Genomic DNA, 19,690 nt, shown 5'->3' on the forward strand with positions numbered 1-19,690 from the left:
ACCTAGGGCCGCTCCGCGCGCAGCGCCGCCTGCTCGCGCTGGGACGCGAGCGGACGGACCGAACCGCAGATCGGCAGCGCCCCGAAGTCCTTGCGCTGCAACGCAGCCGGACGGCGTGGCCTCCGGCGAGCCGGGTATGGCGCGTGCGCGTGCGAGGCGATCGACCCCAGGACCGACCGGGTCGCCGCCACGGGGCTCATGTCGTCCTCGCGCTCGGGTCGGCCGGGGCCACACCCTGACCCGGGACCGAACCCTGACCGGGGACACCGGGCTGGCCGAGCTGGCCGAGCTGGCCGAGCTGGCTGGGGTCCTGCTGGGTCGTCCCCCCGGGGAACTGCTGCCCGGTGCCGTTCGGGTTCTGGGTGGTTCCCTGCTGCGTTCCCTGTTGGGTGCCCTGCTGCGTGCCCTGGGGTCCGAAGCCGCCGGGGCCACCCGGACCACCCGGTCCGCGGCCGCCGAACCCGCCGGGCTGGAACTGTCCCGAACCGCCCTGGGTCGAGCCGACCGGCAGGGCCGCTGCGGCACCGGCCGCGCCCATCGCCGAGATGCCGATGGCGAGAGCCGCGGCGATCGCGGTCTTGCGGCCGGACCACACCGGCGGGTTGAGGGCGGGCGCGGTGCTCGGGGCCATCGCCACCGGCGCGGACTGAGTGGGAGCGACGGCCGAGGACGCCTCGGTCGACGCAGCGGTGGGAGCAGCGGCAGCGTCGGCCGGCGGCGCTGCATACGGCATCGTCCGGGTGGTGGCCCACTCGACCGGTGCCGTGTCGGCGCCCGGGTCGTGGATGTCGGTGGGGATCGTGGGGTTCGTCATCGGACGCCTCCGGCGAGGTGGTGGTGGCTTGGTCCCACCGAGAGTCGGCGTCCGGCCTGTGGGCAGGCTGTGGGAGGCGTGTCGGGCGACTGAGCATCCGCTCCTAGCCGTGCTGCGCCTTGTGGGCCGCTCGCCACGACGTGTACTCCTGCACCTGCTCGACCTCGTCCCAGGCCTGCTTGAAGATGCGGGCCGACTCGGCCTTGACCGGGTCCTGCGGACCGCGGGGCAGCTCGGCCCGGCCGTGGGCCCCGCTCTGGCCGCGCCGGTCTGCGGGGACCGGTCCGTCGTACTTGCGGCCGCCGGGGTGGTTGGCGTACCGGCGCGCCCGGGTGAACCCCATCTGCAGGAACTTGCGAGCCATGTCGGCACCCACGAGGTCACCGGAACCGAGGTAGGCGTCGAAGGCCGACCTCAGGGCGGCAGCACTCTGCGTCGCGACGTCCGGCGTGCGGAACCGCCACAACGGCAGCAGCTCGTCCTTGTACGGCTGCACGGTCAGGACCCCCTGCTCGCCGCGCCCCACCCGGTAACGCTCGGGGTGCGCCCGGATGTCGTCCCCTCTGGTCGCCACCCGCTGCAGTATCCCCGGCATCTCCTGCGAGCGCGCGCCCACCACGGTCGCAGCGAGGACCGGCACAGAGGCTTCACAGGATTCGCACAGTCTGTGCGTGGCCCGTGCCCAGCATCCGGGTGTTGTCTAGGACCATGAACACGCAGCAGTCCACCTCCGCCAAGCTCCAGCGCGTCGACGGCTCCCCCGTGCGGGTGCTCGTCGTGGACGACGAGAGCAACCTCACCGAGCTGCTGTCGATGGCCCTCCGGTACGAGGGCTGGGAGGTGCGGACCGCTTCGAACGGCGCGAACGCGGTCCGCGCCGCCCGCGAGTTCCAGCCCGACGCGGTGGCGCTCGACATGATGCTGCCCGACTTCGACGGGCTCGAGGTGCTGCGGCGGATGCGCTCGGACTCCCCCAACGTGCCCGTGCTGTTCCTCACCGCGAAGGACGCCGTCGAGGACCGCGTGGCCGGTCTGACGGCCGGCGGCGACGACTACGTCACCAAGCCGTTCAGCCTCGAGGAGGTCGTCGCCAGGTTGCGCGCGCTCATGCGCCGCACCGCCGTCGTGACCGACGAGTCGTCCTCGGTGATCGTCGTCGGCGACCTCACCATGGACGAGGACAGCCACGAGGTGACCCGCGGGGGCGAGCAGGTCGCGCTGACCGCCACCGAGTTCGAGCTGCTGCGCTACCTCATGCGCAACCCCAAGCGCGTCCTGTCCAAGGCCCAGATCCTCGACCGCGTGTGGAACTACGACTTCGGCGGCCAGGCCAACGTCGTCGAGCTCTACATCTCCTACCTGCGCAAGAAGATCGACGCCGGTCGCGAGCCCATGATCCACACCATGCGCGGCGTCGGGTACGTCCTCAAGCCCGCGTCATGAGCCCCGCAGCCGCCGTCGGCGCGGCCCGCACCCGGTTCCCACCGGCCGTGTGGTCGCTCAGCACCAAGCTCGTCGCCACGGTCGTCGGGCTGTTCCTCGCCGTCACCCTGGCGACCTCGTCGCTGACCGTGTTCCTGCTGCACAACTACCTGCAGGGTCAGCTCGACAGCGACGTGATCGCCAACGTCATGCGTGACGGCGGCCGACCCGACGGCGACCACGACAACCGCGGCCCCGGCGGTGGCGGTCCCCCCGGCGGCGGCGGTGCGTTCCTCAGCCTCACCCTCCTCGACGGCGTGGCCACCGTGAACCGGGTCGCCGAGGCCGGCTCCTACGGCCAGCTCACGAGCGCCCAGATCACCCAGCTGCAGGACGCGAGCATCGGCAGCACACCCAAGACGGTCGACATCGTCGGCCTCGGCGACTACCGCGTCGTCTCGATCCGCACACCGGGTGGCGCCACGGCCGTCAGCGGCCTGCCCATGGCCGGCGTGACCGAGACCATCAACACGGTGGTCACGCTCATCATCGGCGGGACCGCGGTCGGCTTCATCGTCGTGGGGGCCGGTGGCCTCTGGCTGGTGCGTCGCAACCTCGCCCCGCTCCAGCGGGTCGCCCACACGGCCACCCAGGTTTCCCGCCTCAAGCTCGACTCCGGTGACGTGGCCCTGGCCGAGCGGGTACCCGCCGCGGACACGGACCCGCGCACCGAGGTGGGCCAGGTCGGCCTCGCGCTCAACAGCATGCTCGACAACGTCGAGGGCGCCCTCCAGTCCCGGCACGAGAGCGAGCAGCGGGTGCGTCAGTTCGTCGCCGACGCCTCGCACGAGCTGCGGACGCCGCTCGCTTCCATCCGGGGGTATGCCGAGCTGTCCCGACGCGAGCACGAGCCGGTGCCCGCGTCGGTCACCCACGCGCTGTCGCGCGTCGAGTCCGAGGCGCTGCGCATGCAGGGCCTGGTCGAGGACCTGCTCCTGCTGGCCCGGCTGGACGCCGGCCGCCCGCTCGAGCGCGAACCGGTCGACCTGTCGCTGCTGGCGATGGACGCCGTCAGCGACGCCCACGCCGCTGCTCCCGACCACCGCTGGGAGCTGGACCTGCCCGACGAACCCGTGGAGGTCTCCGGCGACCAGGCCCGGCTGCACCAGGTCGTGGCCAACCTCCTCGCCAATGCGCGCACCCACACCCCCGAGGGCACCAAGGTCGTCACCTCCGTCCGCCCCGAGGGCGAGTGGATCCGCGTGAGCGTGGCCGACGACGGTCCTGGGGTCCCGGAGCCCTTGCAGCGCAACGTGTTCCAGCGGTTCACGCGTGGTGACGACTCGCGCAACCGGGCCGCCGGCTCCACCGGCCTGGGCCTGTCCATCGTGGACGCGGTCGCCAAGTCCCACGGCGGACGCGTCGAGCTCGCCAGCGCCCCCGGCGACACGACGTTCACGGTCCTGCTCCCCGCCCACTGACGCGGCCCCCGCGGGCGAGCGGGCGCCATACGGGCTCCTCCACCACCCAAGGGTGGGAACTTGCCGCCTCCGGACGACCGGAAGCGGCAGGTTCCCACCCTTCGCCGTGCTGCCGCTGGCCGGGCGACACCTCATCACGCAGCCTCAGGGGTGGCACAGCAGCCGCACAGCGACCGGCCCGACTGTTGGAGCCATGGACACCATGACCCTCCACCGCAGCGCGGCCGACGGCGACACCGCCCTCCCCCGCGCGACCGCCCGTCAGGCGGGCCCGACCGCACCCAGCCGGATCCAGCGCCTGTGGCGCGGGAACGAGGGGGACCCGTCCTGGGCCCGCCCGGCGCTGCTGGGTCTGCTGTTCGCGACCGCCCTCTTCTACTTCTACGACCTCACCGCCAACGGCTACGCGAACTCGTTCTACTCCGCCGCCGTCCAGGCTGGCAGCAAGAGCTGGGAGGCCTTCTTCTACGGCTCCTCCGACGCCGGCAACTCGATCACCGTCGACAAGCCCCCGGCATCGCTGTGGATCATGGCGCTGTCGGTCCGCGTCTTCGGCCTCAACTCGTTCGCCATCCTCATGCCCGAGGTCCTCATGGGCGTGGGCACCGTCGGCGTCGTCTACGCCACCGTCCGCCGTCACTTCGGCGCCGCTGCCGGCCTCATCGGCGGGCTCGTCATGGCCCTGACGCCGGTGGCCGTGCTGATGTTCCGGTTCAACAACCCGGACGCCCTCCTCGTGCTGCTCATGGCGCTGGGCGCCTGGGCGACCCTCAAGTCCATCGACAAGGGCTCCCCCAAGTGGTTCGCGATCGTCGGGGTGCTCATCGGGCTCGGGTTCCTCACCAAGGCCCTGCAGGTGCTCCTCGTGGTCCCCGCCTTCGGCCTCGCCTACCTGCTCTTCGCCAACACCACGCTCCGTCGCCGCATCGTCGGCGCCCTGCTCGGCACGGCCGCGATGGTCCTGTCGGCCGGCTGGTGGGTCACGATCGTCGAGCTGGTCCCGGCGAGCATGCGCCCGTACATCGGTGGCAGCCAAGACAACTCGTTCCTGTCGGTCACGTTCGGCTACAACGGCCTCGGTCGGATCAGCGGCGACGAGACCGGTTCCGTCGGCGGTGGCAACGGCTGGGGCACGCCGGGCCTGGCCCGCATGTTCAGCTCGAGCATCGGCGGCCAGATCTCCTGGCTCATCCCGTCGGCCTTCATCCTGCTCGCCGTCGGCCTGTTCCTGCGCGGCCGGGCCCCGCGCACCGACTCGCGCCGCGCGGCCTACGTCGTCTGGGGCGGGTGGCTCCTGGCCACGATGCTCACGTTCTCGCTGATGGCCGGCATCTTCCACGAGTACTACACCGTCGCCCTCGCGCCGGCCATCGCCGCCGTCGTCGGCATGGGTGCCGGGGAGGCCTGGGAGCACCGGGCCCGACCGATCGGCTCGATCACCCTCGCCGCCGCGACCGCCGCCGCAGCAGCCTGGTCCTTCGTCCTCCTGACGCGCACGGACTGGCAGAACTGGCTGCGCATCACCGTCCTCGTCCTCGGCCTCGCGAGCGCCCTGCTCCTGCTCGTGGTCACCCAGCTGCAGCGCCGGTTCGTCCCCGTGGTCATCGCGGGTGCCCTCGTGGCAGCCCTCGCCGGCCCCGCGGCATACAGCATCCAGACGGTGGGCACCGGCCACACCGGTTCCATCGTCACCGCCGGCCCGTCCACCGGCCGCGGAGGCTTCGGTGGGGGTGTGCCGGGTGGTGGCCCGGGCGGGGGCGGCACGCCTCCGGGGATGACCCAGGGCGGGACCGGGGCAGCCGCGAACGGAGGCGCCGGCACCACCCAGGGTGGCCTGGGCACCACGCCCGGCACGGGTACCGGGACCACCGGCGCACCCCAGGGTGGGGTGGGCGGCCTCCTCGACGCCAGCACGCCCACGACCGAGGTCGTCTCGGCCCTGAGCGCAAACGCCAGCTCCTACCGCTGGGTCGCGGCGGCGATCGGCTCGCAGAACGCGGCCGGGCTCCAGCTCGGCACCGGCCTCCCGGTCATGGCCATCGGCGGCTTCAACGGCAGTGACCCGTCGCCTACGCTGGCTCAGTTCCAGGCCTACGTCGCAGCCGGTGACATCCACTACTTCGCCGCAAGCGGCGGACAGGGTGGGGGTCGAGGTGGTGCCATGGGTGGCTCCGGGAACGCGTCGGAGATCTCGACCTGGGTCGCAGCGAACTTCACCTCCGTGACCATCGGCAGCTCGACGTTCTACGACCTGACCCAGCCGCTGTCCGCGACGACGGCCACCGGTACCACCACCCAGACCACGTGAGAGGAACGACGATGAGCGACTCCACCACCCCGGCGCCCGTGCTCGACGTCGTCATCCCGGTGCACAACGAGCAGCACACGGTGGGGGCCTGCGTCCGGCGCCTGCACCAGCACCTGGTGCACACGTTCCCGTACCCCTTCCGGATCACCGTGGCGGACAACGCCAGCACCGACGCGACCGCCCTGGTCGCGTCGGGGCTGGCGGCCGAGCTGCCCGGTGTGGCCGTGGCGCGGCTCGCGGAGAAGGGTCGGGGGCGGGCCCTCAAGGCCGTCTGGCTCGCCTCGGACGCGCCGATCCTCGCCTACATGGACGTCGACCTCTCCACCGACCTCGACGCCCTGTGGCCGCTGGTCGCCCCGCTCATGTCGGGTCACTCCGACCTCGCGATCGGGTCCCGCCTGGCCCGCGGCGCACGCGTCGTCCGGGGTGCCAAGCGGGAGGTGATCTCCCGCGGGTACAACCTCATCCTGCGCGGAGCGCTGGGGGCGCGGTTCACCGACGCGCAGTGCGGGTTCAAGGCGATCCGCGCCGACGTCGCGGCCGAGCTGCTGCCCCTGGTCGAGGACACCACCTGGTTCTTCGACACCGAGCTGCTCGTCCTGGCACAGCGCAGCGGCCTGCGGATCCACGAGGTGCCGGTCGACTGGTTCGACGACCCCGACTCGCGGGTCGACGTCGTGGGCACGGCCCTGGACGACCTGCGCGGCGTGCTCCGGGTCCGGCGGTCGCTGGCCTCGGGCGCCCTGCCGGTCGGGGACATCGCGGCCCGGCTCGGCCGGGGAACACCCGGCGGGAGCACCTGGCAACAGCTCCAGCGTTTCGCCGCGGTCGGGGTCGTCAGCACGGTCATCCACCTGGGGCTGTTCGCGGCGCTGAGTGCAGGCGTCGAGTCGGCGCAGGTCGCCAACCTGGTCGCCCTCCTCATCGCCACGGTGGCCAACACCGCCCTCAACCGGCGCTGGACGTTCGGCATCCAGGGTGGTCGCGGGGCCGCCCGGCACCAGGTGCAGGGGCTGGTCATCTTCGGGATCACCTGGCTGATGACGGCCGCGGCGCTCGCGCTGCTGCACCTCGCCGTGGCCTCGCCTGCGACGACCGTGCAGACCGCGGTGGTCGCCCTGGCCACGGCCGCCTCGACGGCGGTGCGGTTCGTCGCGATGCGGTCCTGGATGTTCCGGACCCCCACGACGCTCGGCGAGGGTCGGCCCAGCGCCCCTGTGCCCCATACCGAAGCGGCACCCTCCCACCTCTCACCCGAGGTCACGAGCCGGGTCGCCTGAGCCACGACGCCGAAGGGCCCCCTCGCGCTCAGCGCGAGGGGGCCCTTTCGTTCTGCGGAGACGGAGGGAACCGTCGCTCGTTCCTCGCTCCTCCCAAATCCCGGGTGCAGTCCAGAGAACGCAAGAAGGACCCGACCAAAAGCGTGTCGGGTCCTTCGTGCGTTCTGCGGAGACGGAGGGATTTGAACCCTCGATGGGCGATAAACCCAAACCGCATTAGCAGTGCGGCGCCATAGACCGGACTAGGCGACGTCTCCACGCCCGGACGACAGGTCGACCGAGCCCGCACAGGGTATCCGGACGCCGCGCGCAGGAGCAAAGCGACCCCCCGAGCACGTCGAGGATCGAGCGGCCCGGCCGCCCCGGAGGTCAGCTGCAGATGTCCTGGTTCGCCGTGCGGGCGGCGATGGTCTGGGTGTCGGTCGGGTTGCTCTTGGCGGTCACCGAGGGCTTCGGCAGCGGCTCGGTCCCCTCGCGGTTGGGGATCTCGACGGCGTCCGGGGAGTCCAGTCCCATGCTGACCTCGAGGGTCGCTCCGAGGGTGGGGTCGGACTTGACCTTGGCGCCGGGGAAGACTGCGGCGACGGTGAGCGCCGCCGCCTTCTTACCGGGGCCGTAGCGGACCAGCACGCCGGACGTCTTGTCACCGGTGCCGGTCAGGTAGGTCTGGACCTTGAAGCCCTGGATGGACAGGTCAGCAGCCGCCTGCTTGGCGAGGCCGGCGACGCCCGAGTCGTTGGTGACGCGCACGGAGATGTCTCCGGGGGCCACGGTCAGCGCCGCCGCGGTGGTCGTCGGCGATGACGTCGACGTCGGGCTGGACGGGACCTTCGTGCCCGGCAGGGCCTTGTCCTCGCGGATCGACTTCCAGATGGACTCGGCCGACGGGAGCCACTGAACGCGGTTGGGGTCGGGCTGGTAGACCGTCGTCGGCAGCTTGACGAACCGGATCTGGTCGGTGCCCATGGCCTGCACGCTCTGCGCGATGTCCTTCATCTCGCCGATGTCGAGCTTGGTGTCGGTCGTCATCGCCCCGGTCGCGGCGTCGAGGAAGCGGAACAGCCTGTCGGGACGCAGCAGCAGGGAGGACTTCGTGGCCTCTTGCACGACCGAGGACAGGAACGCCTGCTGGCGGTCGATCCGGCCGAGGTCGGAGCCGTCGCCGACGGTCTTGCGGACGCGGACGTACCCCAGGGCCTGCTTGCCGTTGACCTTGCTCTTGCCCGCAGGAAGGACGAGGTGGCTGTCCTTGTCGTTGATCGCGACGGGGGTGCAGACCGTGACGCCACCGAGGGCGTCGACCATCTTCTGGAACCCCCGGAAGTCGATGACGACGAAGTGGTCGATGAAGATGCCGGTGAGGCCCTCGAACGTGCGGATCGTGCACGCCGGCCCGCCGAGGGTGAAGTTCTGGTTCCACTGGCGCATGACGCCGTTCTCGACGGTGTCCTTCTTGTTCTGGCAGTCCCGCGGCGCCATCGTCATCGAGTCACGCGGGATCGACACCACGATCGCGGACTTGCGGTCGGCGGCCAGGTGGACGACGAGGTTCGTGTCCGACCGGGCGCCGGTCATGCCGTACTCCGTCTGCCCCTTCCCCAGGTTCGTGCCCTCCCGGCTGTCCGAACCCATGACCATGATGTTGACCGGCGGCAGGTTGGTGACGGCGTCCGTGGTCGCCGCCGGCTGGGGGCGGTCGCCCAGCGCGTTGGTGATGTCGACCCGGCTGATGTTGCCGTTGAGCTTCACGTAGGCGGCGATGCCGAGGACGAGGACGACGACGAGCAGCGCCGCGACACCGAACAGGGAGCGGCGCAGCCACGGGTGCCGGTGCGTCTTGCCCTGGTGCCGACGCGAACGGTCGCCGACCGGGCTGTCGTCCTGCGTGCCGCCCCCCGGGGCACTTGCATCCTGGCTGGGCGTGCCGCCCTGCGCAGAGCCGTTGGTGGGCTCGCTCACGTGGACCTCTCTGGTTCGACTGCACCGCCGTGCTGTGGCGGGGCGACGCATCGTCCCGCCGAGTGTAAAGGCGGAACCTGAGCAGACCGATGGGTATGCGTCTACTTCAGTGACGCCCCAGCCGCCCCTTCGGTTGCCCCCACCGTGGAAGACGCGTCGGGCACGGACATATGGGACGGAAGCTCTCAGCCTCGTGGGGTTGGATGGGGCCATGAACAAGCGAGCACTGGTGGGGGCCCTGACCGCGGCGGCCGTGGTGGCGGCCCTGGTCGGCGGTGGGTTGTGGTGGCGCCACACGGCGGCCGAGCAGAAGGCCGACGACGAGTCGAAGGCCGCGGTGGCCACCTTCGCGAAGGGCTGGTCGCAGCGGTCGTTCACGCAGGCCGGGGTCACCTTCGCGGGGGTGCAGGTGCAGGCGGTGCAGGACGGGTTCACCGCCACCACCGCGGGTCTCGGCAAGGGCCCGGTCAGCGTCACCCCCGGCCCGGTGACCCGTGACGGCGACCGCGCGACCTCGACCCTCAAGGTCGCCTGGACCCTCGGCGGCGACGTCCCCTGGGCGTATGACGTGCCCGTCACCGTGCGCCGCGACGGCGAGAAGTGGGCCGTCGTGCCGCCCCCCAACGGTTCGCTGTGGCATCCCGCGATCAAGGCGACCGACAAGCTCAGCGCCACCCGCACGTGGGCCAAGCGCGGCGACCTGCTCGACCGCGACGGCCAACCGCTCATGCCGATCGGCAAGGTCTACCCGGTCCAGATCGACCCGGCCCGCGCGACGGCCGCGACGGTCCGCGATCTGGAGAAGGTGGTGGACGAACCGGCCGGGTCGCTCGTCGCCAAGCTCGAGGCGGCGACCAAGGCCGGGAACAAGGCGCCCATCGCCGTGATCACCTACCGGGAGTCCGACTTCCAGGACCGCAAGGCCGCCCTCGACGGCCTCAAGGGCGTCATCTACCCGGCCCGCGAGCAGCCGCTGGCCCGGACCCGGACGTTCGGACAGCCCCTGCTTGGTTCGTATGGTGCGGTGAGCGCCGAGCTCGTCGCCAAGAGCGAAGGGCGTTACGTCGCAGGCGACTACGCCGGGCTGAGCGGTCTGCAGGGGCGCTACGACACCCAGCTCGGGGGGACACCCGGTGTCGAGGTCACGTCGAGCGCCAACCCGGACACCCCGCTGTTCAGCAAGGCGGCGGTCGACGGCACCGACGTGAAGACCACGCTCTCGCCCGACGTGCAGACCGCGGCCGAGTCCGCGGTCGCCGGAACCGGGGACGTCCCCTCGGCGCTGGTGGCGGTCGACGTGAAGACCGGTGATGTGCTCGCCTCGGCCAACTCGCCCGCGCTCGGCTTCGACCGGGCCCTGACCGGGCAGTACCCGCCGGGTTCGGCGTTCAAGATCGCCAGCACCTACGCCCTCCTCACCGGTGGCAAGGTGACCCCGACGACGTCGGTCGACTGCCCGAAGACGTTCGCCGTGGACGGCCGCTCCTACAAGAACTACGAGGGCGAGGAGCTGGGCACGCCGGACTTCGCGAGCGACTTCGCGCACTCGTGCAACACGGCGTTCGTCAAGCTGTCGACCGACCTCGGCGACGGGGACCTGGCCAAGGCTGCCGATGCCCTCGGGCTCACCGGCTGGGCCAAGGCGCTGGGGGTCGGGAACGCCTTCGACGCGAGCATCCCCACCAACAACGGCAAGACCGACAAGGCCTCGGCCATGATCGGGCAGGGACGCAACCTCACCTCCCCGCTCGCCCTCGCGACGATGGTCGCCTCCGTGGCGCGAGGCAGCGCCATACCGCCGGCGCTCGTGACCGAGCCGGCCGCGTCGGGGGCCGACCGCACCGCCAAACCGCTCGATGCCGACGCCGTCGGCCAGCTGCGCCAGCTCATGCGACAGGTCGTCACGGACGGGACCGGCACGGTGCTGCGCGACGCCCCCGGCGGGGCCGTGCGGGGGAAGTCGGGCACGGCCGAGTTCGGGTCGAAGAACCCCCCGGAGACGCACGCGTGGTTCGTCGGGTACCAGGACGGGATCGCGTTCGCGGCGCTGGTCGAGAAGGGCAAGAGCGGCGGCACGGTGGCGGCGCCCGTCATCGAGGACTTCCTCACCGCGCTGGCCAAGTAGCCCCGCCGCGACGAGCGCCGTTGCGACAGAACGAGGCCCCCACCGGGATCCGGTGGGGGCCTCGCTGAAGACTGTGGTTGAGCAGTCCTCGGATCAGATCGGGCGAACGGCGTCAGCCTGGGGACCCTTGGGTCCCTGGGTGACCTCGAACTCCACGCGCTGCGCCTCGTCCAGCGAGCGGTAGCCCGAGGAGTCGATCGCCGAGTAGTGGACGAACACGTCCGGGCCGCCGCCGTCCTGGGCGATGAAGCCGAAGCCCTTCTCAGCGTTGAACCACTTAACGGTTCCCTGTGCCATGGGGTAACTCTTTCCTTCGTAGCCATTGGTGCCACGCACTTTGCGAAACACCAGGCTGCCGTACACAACCCCACCGACGAGACATGCCCGCCTCAGATGAGAAAAGCCCGCTCTGATGGTGCTAGGGCGGGCACTTCGTCGACCTTTGCGAGGAACTGCTTGATGCAACCGCGACAGACGCTAGCACGCACGATGCAGATCGTGGAGACCAACCACAGTCAATTTCTCACCAGTCGGAGAGGCTCCCGGAGTGCTCCCCGCCGGCCTCAGACGCCGCGCACGGCGCGCACCGGCGGCCGGTCGCCGCGGATGGTCGCGACCATGTCCACGACCCGGCGGGTCGCCCGGACGTCGTGCGCGCGGAACACCGTGGCCCCCAGCCAGGCTGCGACCGCCGTGGCCGCGAGCGTCCCCTCGAGCCGGTCGTCGACCTCGAGCCCGAGCGACTCGCCCACGAAGTCCTTGCGGGACAGCGCCTGCAGGATGGGGAAGCCCAACCCGGCCAGGTCCGCGGTGTGCCGCAGGACCACCAGCGAGTGGGCCGTCGTCTTGCCGAAGTCGAGCGTCGGGTCGACGAGGACGCGCTCGGTCGGGATGCCCGCCTCCACCGCGGTGCGGGCGCCGGCGCCCAGGGTGTGGAGGACGTCGCGGACGACGTCGAGCTCGTCCGGGCCGTAGGTCACCTGCACCGGGTCGGTGCGCGGGGGCAGGCCCCCGGTGTGCGAGCACACCACTCCCGCACCGATCTCCGACGCCACGCGGACCAGCTCGGGGTCGTGGCCGGCCCAGGTGTCGTTGACCAGGTCGAGACCGTGGCGGCCCGCCTCACGGGCGACCTCGCTGCGCCAGGTGTCGAGGCTGAGGACGAGGTCGGGGTAGGTCGCACGTGCGTGCTCGAGGAACGGGCCGACGCGGTCGATCTCCTCCGCGGCCGAGACCACCTCCCCCTCCTGACCCGCGCGGACGCCCCCGACGTCGACGATGTCGGCGCCCGCGTCCACGGCGTTCTCGAGGGCGCGCTTCGCGGAGTCGAGGTCGGCGTGCCGGTTGCCGGCGAAGAAGGAGTCGCGGGTGCGGTTGATGATGCCCATCACGGCCGGGGTGGACGCGTCGAACGTCCGGCCGCGCAGGACGAGCGGCGGCGTGCGGGGAAGGTCGAACGGCTGGGGGTCCGCAGTGGTCACCGCGTCATCCTCGCACCGCCACGGTCGGGCCCTCGCCTGGCCGGGGCTCCGGCCGTCCGGGTCACCTGGACGACCCGTCCGGGGGCCGGGGGCGAGCGCGCTGGGTAGTGTCGAGGAGTGGCCTTTGACTTCAGCATGAGCCCAGCCGTCGAGCAGCAACGCCGTCGGGTCGAGGAGTTCGTCGCCAGCGAGGTGATCCCGCTCGAGCAGACGGTGTTCGCCGAGGGGATGACCGACGCGCTGCGACTCGAGCTGCAGGCGAGGGCGCGGGCCGCCGGGGTCTTCGCACCCCAGGCGCCGAAGGAGTTCGGTGGTGGCGGGTTCCGGTTCGACGAGTCCGCGGTCCTGCTCGAGGAGGCCGGCTACTCACTGCTCGGGCCCCTCGCGCTCAACTGCGCCGCCCCCGACGAGGGCAACATCCACCTCCTGCACATGACGGGGTCGGCGCTGCAGAAGGAGAAGTACCTCGAGCCGCTCGTCGCCGGCGCGGTGCGGTCCTGCTTCTCGATGACCGAGCCCCCGCCCGGCGCCGGGTCCGACCCGTCAGCCCTGAGGACCCGCGCCCGCCGCACCGACGGTGGCTGGCTGGTCAACGGCGACAAGTGGCTCATCACCGGCGCCGACGGCGCGGCCTTCTCGATCGTCATGGCCCTGAACGAGGGTGACGACGCCCCGGAGGGTGCGACGATGTTCCTCGTCGACGCGGACAACCCGGGTTTCGTCGTGGGTGAGCACCTCAACACCATCGACGCCACCGGGGTCGGTGGTCACTGCCGGGTGGCCCTGCGCGACTGCTTCGTCCCGGACGACCACGTCCTCGGCGAGGTCGGCAAGGGGTTCCAGAGCGCCCAGGTACGCCTCGCCCCCGCCCGCCTCACGCACTGCATGCGCTGGCTCGGTGCCGCCCGGCGTGCCCACGACATCGCCGTCGAGCGGGCGGTCGGCCGCGAGCTGTTCGGCACCCCGCTGTCGGACCTGGGCATGGCCCAGGCCCTCATCGCCGAGAACGAGATCGACCTCGACGCGGCTCGTTCGATGATCTGGCACGCCTCGTGGGCGATCGCCGAGGGACAACGCAGCAGCGAGCAGTCCTCGCGCACCAAGGTGTTCGCCAGCGAGGCGGCCTGCCGCGTCGTCGACCGCTCGGTGCAGCTCGCCGGCGGCATGGGCACCTCCGAGGAGCTGGTGCTGGGCCGGATCTACCGTGACATCAGGTCGTTCCGCATCTACGACGGCGCCACCGAGGTCCACAAGATGTCGATCGCCAAGCGCGCCGCGCGACGGGCCACCTCACGGCTGTCGGCCCGCGACACCCCCGGTGGCGAGGTCCGCGCGTGAGCCCGCAGGACGGCGCACCGCGGTCCGCACCGGCCGGCCCGAGCGGACCGGAGGACGTCCCCGGGCTCCCGCGGGCCTCGTTCACGGCCTGGGCGGCCGACGCCGTGCCGCAGCTCGGCCCCGACTGGACCCCCGCGGTGATCTCGGGCGGGCTGTCGAACATCACCTACCGCGTGACCAGCCCCACGGCCAGCGTCATCGTGCGCCGACCGCCGCTGGGCAAGCTGCTCCCCAGCGCGCACGACATGGGGCGCGAGGCCCGGGTCCTCTCGGCCCTGTGGCGGACGGGCGTCCCGGTGCCCGAGGTGCTCGCCGCCACGTCCGACGCCGAGGTCGTCGGCGCGCCCTTCTACGTCATGGCCCTCGTCGAGGGCACGGTCTACCGCGAGCCCGCCCAGACCGCGGAGCTCACCGTCACCCAGCGCGACCAGCTCTCCGACTCCCTCGTCGACGTGCTCGCCGCCATCCACGCGGTCGACCTCGACGAGACCGGCCTGCGTGACTTCGGCAAGCCCGACGGGTACCTCGAGCGCCAGGTCCGTCGCTGGAGCGGTCAGTGGGACGCGAGCCGTACCCGGGACCTCCCCGCCATGGACGAGCTGGTCCGGCAGCTCGACACCCGGCGCCCCGAGGGTGGTGAGGTGACCTTGGTCCACGGCGACTACCGCCTCGACAACACCCTCGTCACCCAGCAGGACGGCCGCCCCACCGTGGCCGCCGTCGTCGACTGGGAGCTCAGCACCCTCGGCGACCCGCTCGCCGATCTCGCCACGTGGCTGACCTACTACTCCGGCCCCGGCGAGGACGGCAGCGCCGTGCCCGTCGCCGCCGGCCTCACCGCGCACGAGGGCTTCCCGACGACGGACGACATCGCGCAGCGGTATGCCGCCGTGACCGGGCGTGACGTGTCCGGCCTGGACTACTACCGCGCGTTCACGGACTTCCGACTGGCCGTGATCCTCGAGGGCGTCCACGCGCGCTACCTCGCGGGGAAGTCGATGGGCGAGGGCTACGACCGGGTCGGTGCCTCGGTGCCGCTCCTCGTCGACCGGGCCCTGTCCCGCCTCTAGGAGTCGAAGCCGAGGCCGAGGCGGTCGAGCGTGCGCAGCCAGGCGTTGCGCCGGCCGTCGTTCTCGTCGGCACGTGCCAGCGCCCACCGGGTCAGCTGGATCCCCGCGTACGCGAACGGCTCGGGCGGGAACGGCAACGGCTTCTCCCGCACCATCTGCAGGCTGGTGCGTTCGGTGTCGGCACCGTCGAGCAGGTCGAGGGTGACGGCTGCACCGAACCGGGACGCCCCGACCCCGAGTCCCGTGTAGCCCAGGGCGTAGGCGACGCGGCCGTCGTGGGCCGAGCCGTAGAACGCGCAGAAACGGGTGCACGTGTCGATGGCCCCGCCCCAGCGGTGGCTGAACCGCAGCCCCGCGAGCTGGGGGAACGTCTCGAAGAAGTGGGTCGCCAGCCGGTGGAACGTCTCCGGCCGCTGGTCCTTGGTCGGGCGCACCCGACGGCCGAGGTGGTAGATCGCGTCGTACCCGCCCCACAGGATGCGGTTGTCGTCGGTGAGCCGGTAGTAGTGGAACTGGTTGGCCATGTCACCGACCCCGGCGCGGCTGCCCCAGCCGATCGACTCGAGCTGCTCGGCGCTCAGCGGCTCGGTCATGAGGACGTAGTCGTAGACGGGAACCGTGTGGAGTCGGGTCCGCCGCAGCAGTGAGGGAAAGGCGTTGGTGCCCAGGGCGACCCGGGCGGCCCGCAGGTCGTGCCCACGGTCGGTGGTGAGCCGCATACCGGCGCCGTCGCGGTCCAGGCCGGTCGCCTTGGTGCGCTCCACGATCCGCACGCCGAGCGACTCCGCCGCGGCTGCCAGGCCCCAGGCCAGGCGGGCCGGGTCAACCATCGCGGTCTCGTCGGGGGTGTGGACCCCGGCGAGGTAGGTCGGGGAGTCCAGCTCGGCGCGCATCGCGTCGCGGTCGAGGAACGTGCCGCCGCCGAGGTCCTCCTTCAGCCACTGCACCTGGTGCGGCGCGGTGGCGACGGTGAGCTCGCCGGTGCGCTGGAAGTCGCACTCGATGCCGTGTCGCTGCACGGTGTCCTGGATCGCATCGAGGTTCGCGAGGCCGAGCCGGTGCAGCTGCTCGTACTCCGCCGGCCAGCGCTCGCGGCCGTTCGCCTCGCCGTGGGTCAGGCTGGCCGAGCAGAACCCGCCGTTGCGTCCCGAGGCCGCCCAGCCGATGCGGCCGGCCTCGACGACGACGACGTCCCGACCAGGGTCGGCCTCCTTGGCCAGCAGCGCGGTCCACAGACCGGTGTACCCACCACCGACCACGACGAGGTCGGCACTGGTGGGTGCCTCGAGGCGGGGCCGGGGTGCCGGGCGGTCGGGCCGGTCCAGCCAGAAGACCGACGGTGCGGCGTCGGCGAGGGCGGCATCGGCAAGGGTCGCGGCCGGGCCGCGCGTCGTCCCCGTCGACCCCGCTGCCTGCGGGGAGGGTGGCATGACCGTCAGCTGCCGGTGGAGTACTGGTCGGCGACCTCGAGCGCCTCGTCGAGGATGGCCAGCCCTTCGCGCACCTCGTCAGCGGTCGTCGTGCACGGGGGCACGACGTGGGTGCGGTTGAAGTGGGTGAAGGGCCACAGGCCACGCGCCTTGCAGGCTGCGGCGAACTCGTTCATCGCCTTGGCGTCGGCGCCGCCGGCGTTGAACGGCACCAGGGGTTCGCGGGTCTCGCGGTCACGGACGAGCTCCAGCGCCCAGAACGTCCCGAGGCCACGGACCTCTCCGATGCTGGGGTGGCGCTCGGCGAGCGCCCGAAGGCCGGGGCCGATGACGTCCTCACCCAGGGCCCGGGCGTGCTCGACGATCCCCTCCTCCTTGAAGATGTTGATGGAGGCGACGGCCGAGGCGCAGGCGAGCGGGTGGCCGGAGTAGGTGAGGCCACCGGGGAACGGCTTGCTGTCGAAGGACTGCGCGACGCGCTCGGAGATGATGACGCCGCCGAGCGGGACGTACCCGCTGTTGACGCCCTTGGCGAAGGTGATCAGGTCGGGGGCCACGCCCCAGTGGTCCACGGCGAACCACTCGCCACAGCGGGCGAACCCGGACATCACCTCGTCCGCGATCATGACGATGCCGAACTCGTCGCACAGGTCGCGCACGCCCTGGAGGTAGCCCGGTGGCGGGACGAGGATGCCGTTGGTGCCGACGACCGACTCGAGGATGATCGCGGCGACGGTGTGGGCCCCCTCCACCATGAGCAGGTCGCGCAGGTGCTGCAGCGCGCGCTCGCTCTCCTCCTGCTCGGTGGTCGCGTGGAACGCCGAGCGGTAGAGGTAGGGACCCCAGTACCGCACGACGCCCGGCATACCGGGCTCGGAGGCCCATCGGCGCGGGTCCCCGGTCAGGGCGATGGAGCCCGCGGTCGCGCCGTGGTAGCTGCGGTAGGCAGCGAGGACCTTGTGGCGGCCGGTGTGCAGGCGCGCCATGCGCAGGGCGTTCTCGTTCGCCTCGGCCCCACCGTTGGTGAAGAAGACGCGGTTGAGGTCCCCCGGGGCGAGCTCGGTGATGAGGCGCGCCGCCTCGGAGCGGGCGTCGTTGGCGAACGCCGGGCTGATCGTCGTGAGGCGACCGGCCTGCTCCTGGATCGCGGCCACGAGCTTGGGGTGCTGGTACCCGATGTTCACGTTGACCAGCTGGCTCGAGAAGTCGAGGTACCGCTTGCCGCTGTAGTCGGTGAAGTACGAGCCGAGGGCCGACGCGATCGGCAGGGGGTCGATGAGCCCCTGGGCGGACCACGAGTGGAACACGTGGCCCCGGTCGTCGCGGCGGACCTGCTCCTCGGTCGCTCCGGTGACGGCGTCGAGCACGCCCTGCTGGACGGTGGTGTCGGTCATGGGGACCTCTCGGCAGGCTCGGGGGATCAGCGGGTGCGCGGGAAGCCGAGGTCGACGCTCGACGTGGCCGGGTCGGGCCAGCGCTGCGTCACGACCTTGCCGCGGGTGTAGAAGTTGATGCCCTCGGGACCGTACATGTGGGTGTCGCCGAAGAGGGAGTCCTTCCAACCGCCGAAGGAGTAGTAGGCAACCGGGACAGGGATCGGGACGTTGATCCCGACCATGCCGACCTCGACGTCGAACTGGAACCGGCGGGCCGCGCCACCGTCCCGCGTGAAGATCGCGGTGCCGTTGGCGTACTGGTTGGAGTTGATGAGCTCCAGGCCCTCCTCGTAGGTGTCCACGCGGACGACCGACAGCACCGGTCCGAAGATCTCGTCGGTGTAGACGGTCATCTCCGGGGTGACGTGGTCGAGCAGCGTGGTGCCGAGGAAGAACCCGTCGGTCGGCAGGTCGCCCTCGCGGCCGTCGACGACGACCGTGGCCCCGGCCTCCTGGCCGGCCCCGACGTACCCGGAGACCTTGTCGCGGTGCTCGGCGGTGATGAGCGGACCCATGTCGGTGTCGGGGTCGGTGCCGTTGCCGACGGTGAGCTTGGGCAGGCGGGCCGCGATCGCATCCACGAGCGGCTGGGCCACGTCGCCGACCGCGACGGCGACGGAGAGCGCCATGCAGCGCTCGCCCGCGGAGCCGTAGGCCGCGGACACCACCGAGTCAGCGGCCATGTCGACGTCCGCGTCGGGCAGGACGAGGGCGTGGTTCTTGGCGCCGCCGAGGGCCTGGACGCGCTTGCCGTTGGCCGTGCCGCGCTCGTAGATGTACCTGGCGATCGGCGTCGAGCCCACGAAGCTCACCGCCGCGATGCCCGGGTGGTCGAGGATCGCGTCGACGGCGACCTTGTCACCGTGCAGGACCGTGAAGAGGCCGTCGGGCAGGCCGGCCTCCTTCCACAGCTGGGCGAGGAAGAGCGCGGCCGACGGGTCCTTCTCGGAGGGCTTGAGGATGAACGCGTTGCCGCAGGCGATCGCGTTGGCGCACATCCACAGCGGCACCATCGCGGGGAAGTTGAACGGCGTGACGCCGGCGACGACCCCGAGCGGCTGGCGGATGTTGTAGACGTCGACCCCGGTGGCGGCCTGCTCGGTGAAGCCACCCTTGAGCAGGTTCGGGACACCGGTGGCGAACTCGACGTTCTCCAGCCCTCGGGCGATCTCGCCGGCAGCGTCGGACAGCACCTTGCCGTGCTCCGAGGTGATGATCGCGGCGAGCTCCGGGGTGCGCGCGTGCAGCAGCTCGCGGAACGCGAACAGGACGGCGCTGCGGTGTGACAAGGAGGCGTGGCGCCACTCCTTGGCCGCTGCGGCGGCACTGGCGACCGCCGCGTCGAGCTCCTCGACCGAGGCGAGGTCGACCTCGCCGGTGACCGCACCCGTCGCCGGGTTGTAGACCGGTGAGGTGCGTCCGGAGGTGCCCTCGGTGGGCCGGCCGTCGATCCAGTGGGAGATGCGCGTCGTCATGCTCACACCATACGATCCATCCACTGGTAACACAATAGAAGTATTGCTATGGTGCAAAGATGCCGCACGCC

The 19,690-nt window shown here is 71.7% G+C and carries 16 protein-coding genes and 1 tRNA gene; 7 read left to right on the forward strand and 10 right to left on the reverse strand.

Annotated elements, in window-relative coordinates; translation table 11 throughout:
• Positions 1–2: 2 nt before the first annotated feature.
• The 3 genes from ASD62_RS10455 to ASD62_RS10465 all read right to left on the reverse strand — a co-directional run bounded on the left by ASD62_RS10455 (position 3) and on the right by ASD62_RS10465 (position 1,388).
• Positions 3–200 (reverse strand): hypothetical protein, encoded by a 198-nt coding sequence (locus ASD62_RS10455; protein WP_056915910.1) that lies wholly within the window; start codon positions 198–200, stop codon positions 3–5.
• Positions 197–814: a hypothetical protein gene (locus tag ASD62_RS10460; protein ID WP_056915911.1), complete on the reverse strand. Its 618-nt coding sequence runs from the start codon at positions 812–814 to the stop codon at positions 197–199. The genes ASD62_RS10455 and ASD62_RS10460 overlap by 4 nt, the downstream gene beginning before the upstream one ends.
• A gap of 103 nt (positions 815–917) precedes the next feature.
• On the reverse strand, positions 918–1,388 hold the full coding sequence (locus tag ASD62_RS10465; protein ID WP_235530679.1) for a DUF4385 domain-containing protein: 471 nt from the start codon (positions 1,386–1,388) through the stop codon (positions 918–920).
• Positions 1,389–1,522: 134 nt separating this feature from the next.
• Here ASD62_RS10465 and ASD62_RS10470 point away from each other — a divergent pair, with 134 nt between their 5' ends.
• The 4 genes from ASD62_RS10470 (at position 1,523) to ASD62_RS10485 (ending at position 7,305) form a co-directional block, all read left to right on the forward strand.
• On the forward strand, positions 1,523–2,257 hold the full coding sequence (locus tag ASD62_RS10470; protein ID WP_056915912.1) for a response regulator transcription factor: 735 nt from the start codon (positions 1,523–1,525) through the stop codon (positions 2,255–2,257).
• Complete coding sequence (locus ASD62_RS10475; RefSeq protein WP_056915913.1) at positions 2,254–3,717, forward strand: HAMP domain-containing sensor histidine kinase; 1,464 nt, start codon at positions 2,254–2,256, stop codon at positions 3,715–3,717. The genes ASD62_RS10470 and ASD62_RS10475 overlap by 4 nt, the downstream gene beginning before the upstream one ends.
• A 193-nt stretch (positions 3,718–3,910) precedes the next feature.
• Positions 3,911–6,025, forward strand: a complete 2,115-nt coding sequence (locus ASD62_RS10480; protein WP_056915914.1) for a glycosyltransferase family 39 protein — start codon at positions 3,911–3,913, stop codon at positions 6,023–6,025.
• An 11-nt stretch (positions 6,026–6,036) separates the two neighbouring features.
• Entirely contained in the window at positions 6,037–7,305 is a 1,269-nt protein-coding gene (locus ASD62_RS10485) for a bifunctional glycosyltransferase family 2/GtrA family protein (RefSeq protein ID WP_082580703.1), read from the forward strand.
• Positions 7,306–7,472: 167 nt separating this feature from the next.
• On the opposite strand, the gene ASD62_RS10490 is transcribed toward ASD62_RS10485, so the two are convergent.
• Both ASD62_RS10490 and ASD62_RS10495 read right to left on the reverse strand, forming a co-directional pair.
• A tRNA-Ser gene (locus ASD62_RS10490) sits at positions 7,473–7,562 on the reverse strand.
• A 112-nt stretch (positions 7,563–7,674) separates the two neighbouring features.
• Entirely contained in the window at positions 7,675–9,264 is a 1,590-nt protein-coding gene (locus ASD62_RS10495; protein WP_056915915.1) for an LCP family protein, read from the reverse strand.
• Between the two features lie 211 nt (positions 9,265–9,475).
• Here ASD62_RS10495 and ASD62_RS10500 point away from each other — a divergent pair, with 211 nt between their 5' ends.
• Entirely contained in the window at positions 9,476–11,389 is a 1,914-nt protein-coding gene (locus ASD62_RS10500; protein ID WP_056915916.1) for a penicillin-binding transpeptidase domain-containing protein, read from the forward strand.
• A gap of 93 nt (positions 11,390–11,482) precedes the next feature.
• On the opposite strand, the gene ASD62_RS10505 is transcribed toward ASD62_RS10500, so the two are convergent.
• Complete coding sequence (locus ASD62_RS10505) at positions 11,483–11,686, reverse strand: cold-shock protein (RefSeq protein ID WP_056915917.1); 204 nt, start codon at positions 11,684–11,686, stop codon at positions 11,483–11,485.
• Positions 11,687–11,952: 266 nt separating this feature from the next.
• Positions 11,953–12,870, reverse strand: coding sequence for a dihydropteroate synthase (gene folP / locus ASD62_RS10510; protein WP_056915918.1), 918 nt, complete (start codon positions 12,868–12,870; stop codon positions 11,953–11,955).
• A 135-nt stretch (positions 12,871–13,005) separates the two neighbouring features.
• On the opposite strand from folP, the gene ASD62_RS10515 reads away from it, so the two are divergent.
• Together ASD62_RS10515 and ASD62_RS10520 are read left to right on the forward strand one after the other, a co-directional pair.
• Complete coding sequence (locus ASD62_RS10515) at positions 13,006–14,208, forward strand: acyl-CoA dehydrogenase family protein (protein ID WP_200956874.1); 1,203 nt, start codon at positions 13,006–13,008, stop codon at positions 14,206–14,208.
• Positions 14,205–15,278, forward strand: coding sequence for a phosphotransferase family protein (locus ASD62_RS10520; RefSeq protein ID WP_056915920.1), 1,074 nt, complete (start codon positions 14,205–14,207; stop codon positions 15,276–15,278). The genes ASD62_RS10515 and ASD62_RS10520 overlap by 4 nt, the downstream gene beginning before the upstream one ends.
• Here the strand turns inward: ASD62_RS10520 and ASD62_RS10525 are convergent.
• The 3 genes from ASD62_RS10525 to ASD62_RS10535 are packed head-to-tail and all read right to left on the reverse strand — an operon-like array spanning position 15,275 to position 19,619.
• A complete protein-coding gene (locus tag ASD62_RS10525; protein WP_082580707.1) occupies positions 15,275–16,708 on the reverse strand; it encodes an FAD-binding oxidoreductase in 1,434 nt (477 codons plus the stop codon). The two genes, ASD62_RS10520 and ASD62_RS10525, sit on opposite strands and share 4 nt — an antisense overlap.
• A 5-nt stretch (positions 16,709–16,713) precedes the next feature.
• Positions 16,714–18,102, reverse strand: coding sequence for an aspartate aminotransferase family protein (locus tag ASD62_RS10530; RefSeq protein WP_082580709.1), 1,389 nt, complete (start codon positions 18,100–18,102; stop codon positions 16,714–16,716).
• Between the two features lie 26 nt (positions 18,103–18,128).
• Positions 18,129–19,619 carry a CoA-acylating methylmalonate-semialdehyde dehydrogenase gene (locus ASD62_RS10535; RefSeq protein WP_056915921.1) on the reverse strand — a complete coding sequence of 497 codons (1,491 nt, stop codon included), beginning with the start codon at positions 19,617–19,619 and terminating at the stop codon, positions 18,129–18,131.
• Positions 19,620–19,690: the final 71 nt, after the last annotated feature.

The organism is Phycicoccus sp. Root563 (genome assembly GCF_001427915.1).
Classification (GTDB): Bacteria; Actinomycetota; Actinomycetes; order Actinomycetales; family Dermatophilaceae; genus Pedococcus.

Excerpts from the sequence above, each read along its gene's own strand:
- ASD62_RS10535 (WP_056915921.1), bottom strand. The coding sequence starts at position 19,619 with ATGACGACGCGCATCTCCCACTGGATCGACGGCCGGCCCACCGAGGGC.
- ASD62_RS10530 (WP_082580709.1), bottom strand. The coding sequence starts at position 18,102 with ATGACCGACACCACCGTCCAGCAGGGCGTGCTCGACGCCGTCACCGGA.
- ASD62_RS10475 (WP_056915913.1), top strand. The coding sequence starts at position 2,254 with ATGAGCCCCGCAGCCGCCGTCGGCGCGGCCCGCACCCGGTTCCCACCG.
- ASD62_RS10485 (WP_082580703.1), top strand. The coding sequence starts at position 6,037 with ATGAGCGACTCCACCACCCCGGCGCCCGTGCTCGACGTCGTCATCCCG.
- ASD62_RS10455 (WP_056915910.1), bottom strand. The coding sequence starts at position 200 with ATGAGCCCCGTGGCGGCGACCCGGTCGGTCCTGGGGTCGATCGCCTCG.
- ASD62_RS10500 (WP_056915916.1), top strand. The coding sequence starts at position 9,476 with ATGAACAAGCGAGCACTGGTGGGGGCCCTGACCGCGGCGGCCGTGGTG.
- ASD62_RS10480 (WP_056915914.1), top strand. The coding sequence starts at position 3,911 with ATGGACACCATGACCCTCCACCGCAGCGCGGCCGACGGCGACACCGCC.
- ASD62_RS10525 (WP_082580707.1), bottom strand. The coding sequence starts at position 16,708 with ATGCCACCCTCCCCGCAGGCAGCGGGGTCGACGGGGACGACGCGCGGC.
- ASD62_RS10505 (WP_056915917.1), bottom strand. The coding sequence starts at position 11,686 with ATGGCACAGGGAACCGTTAAGTGGTTCAACGCTGAGAAGGGCTTCGGC.
- ASD62_RS10515 (WP_200956874.1), top strand. The coding sequence starts at position 13,006 with ATGAGCCCAGCCGTCGAGCAGCAACGCCGTCGGGTCGAGGAGTTCGTC.
- ASD62_RS10470 (WP_056915912.1), top strand. The coding sequence starts at position 1,523 with ATGAACACGCAGCAGTCCACCTCCGCCAAGCTCCAGCGCGTCGACGGC.
- ASD62_RS10460 (WP_056915911.1), bottom strand. The coding sequence starts at position 814 with ATGACGAACCCCACGATCCCCACCGACATCCACGACCCGGGCGCCGAC.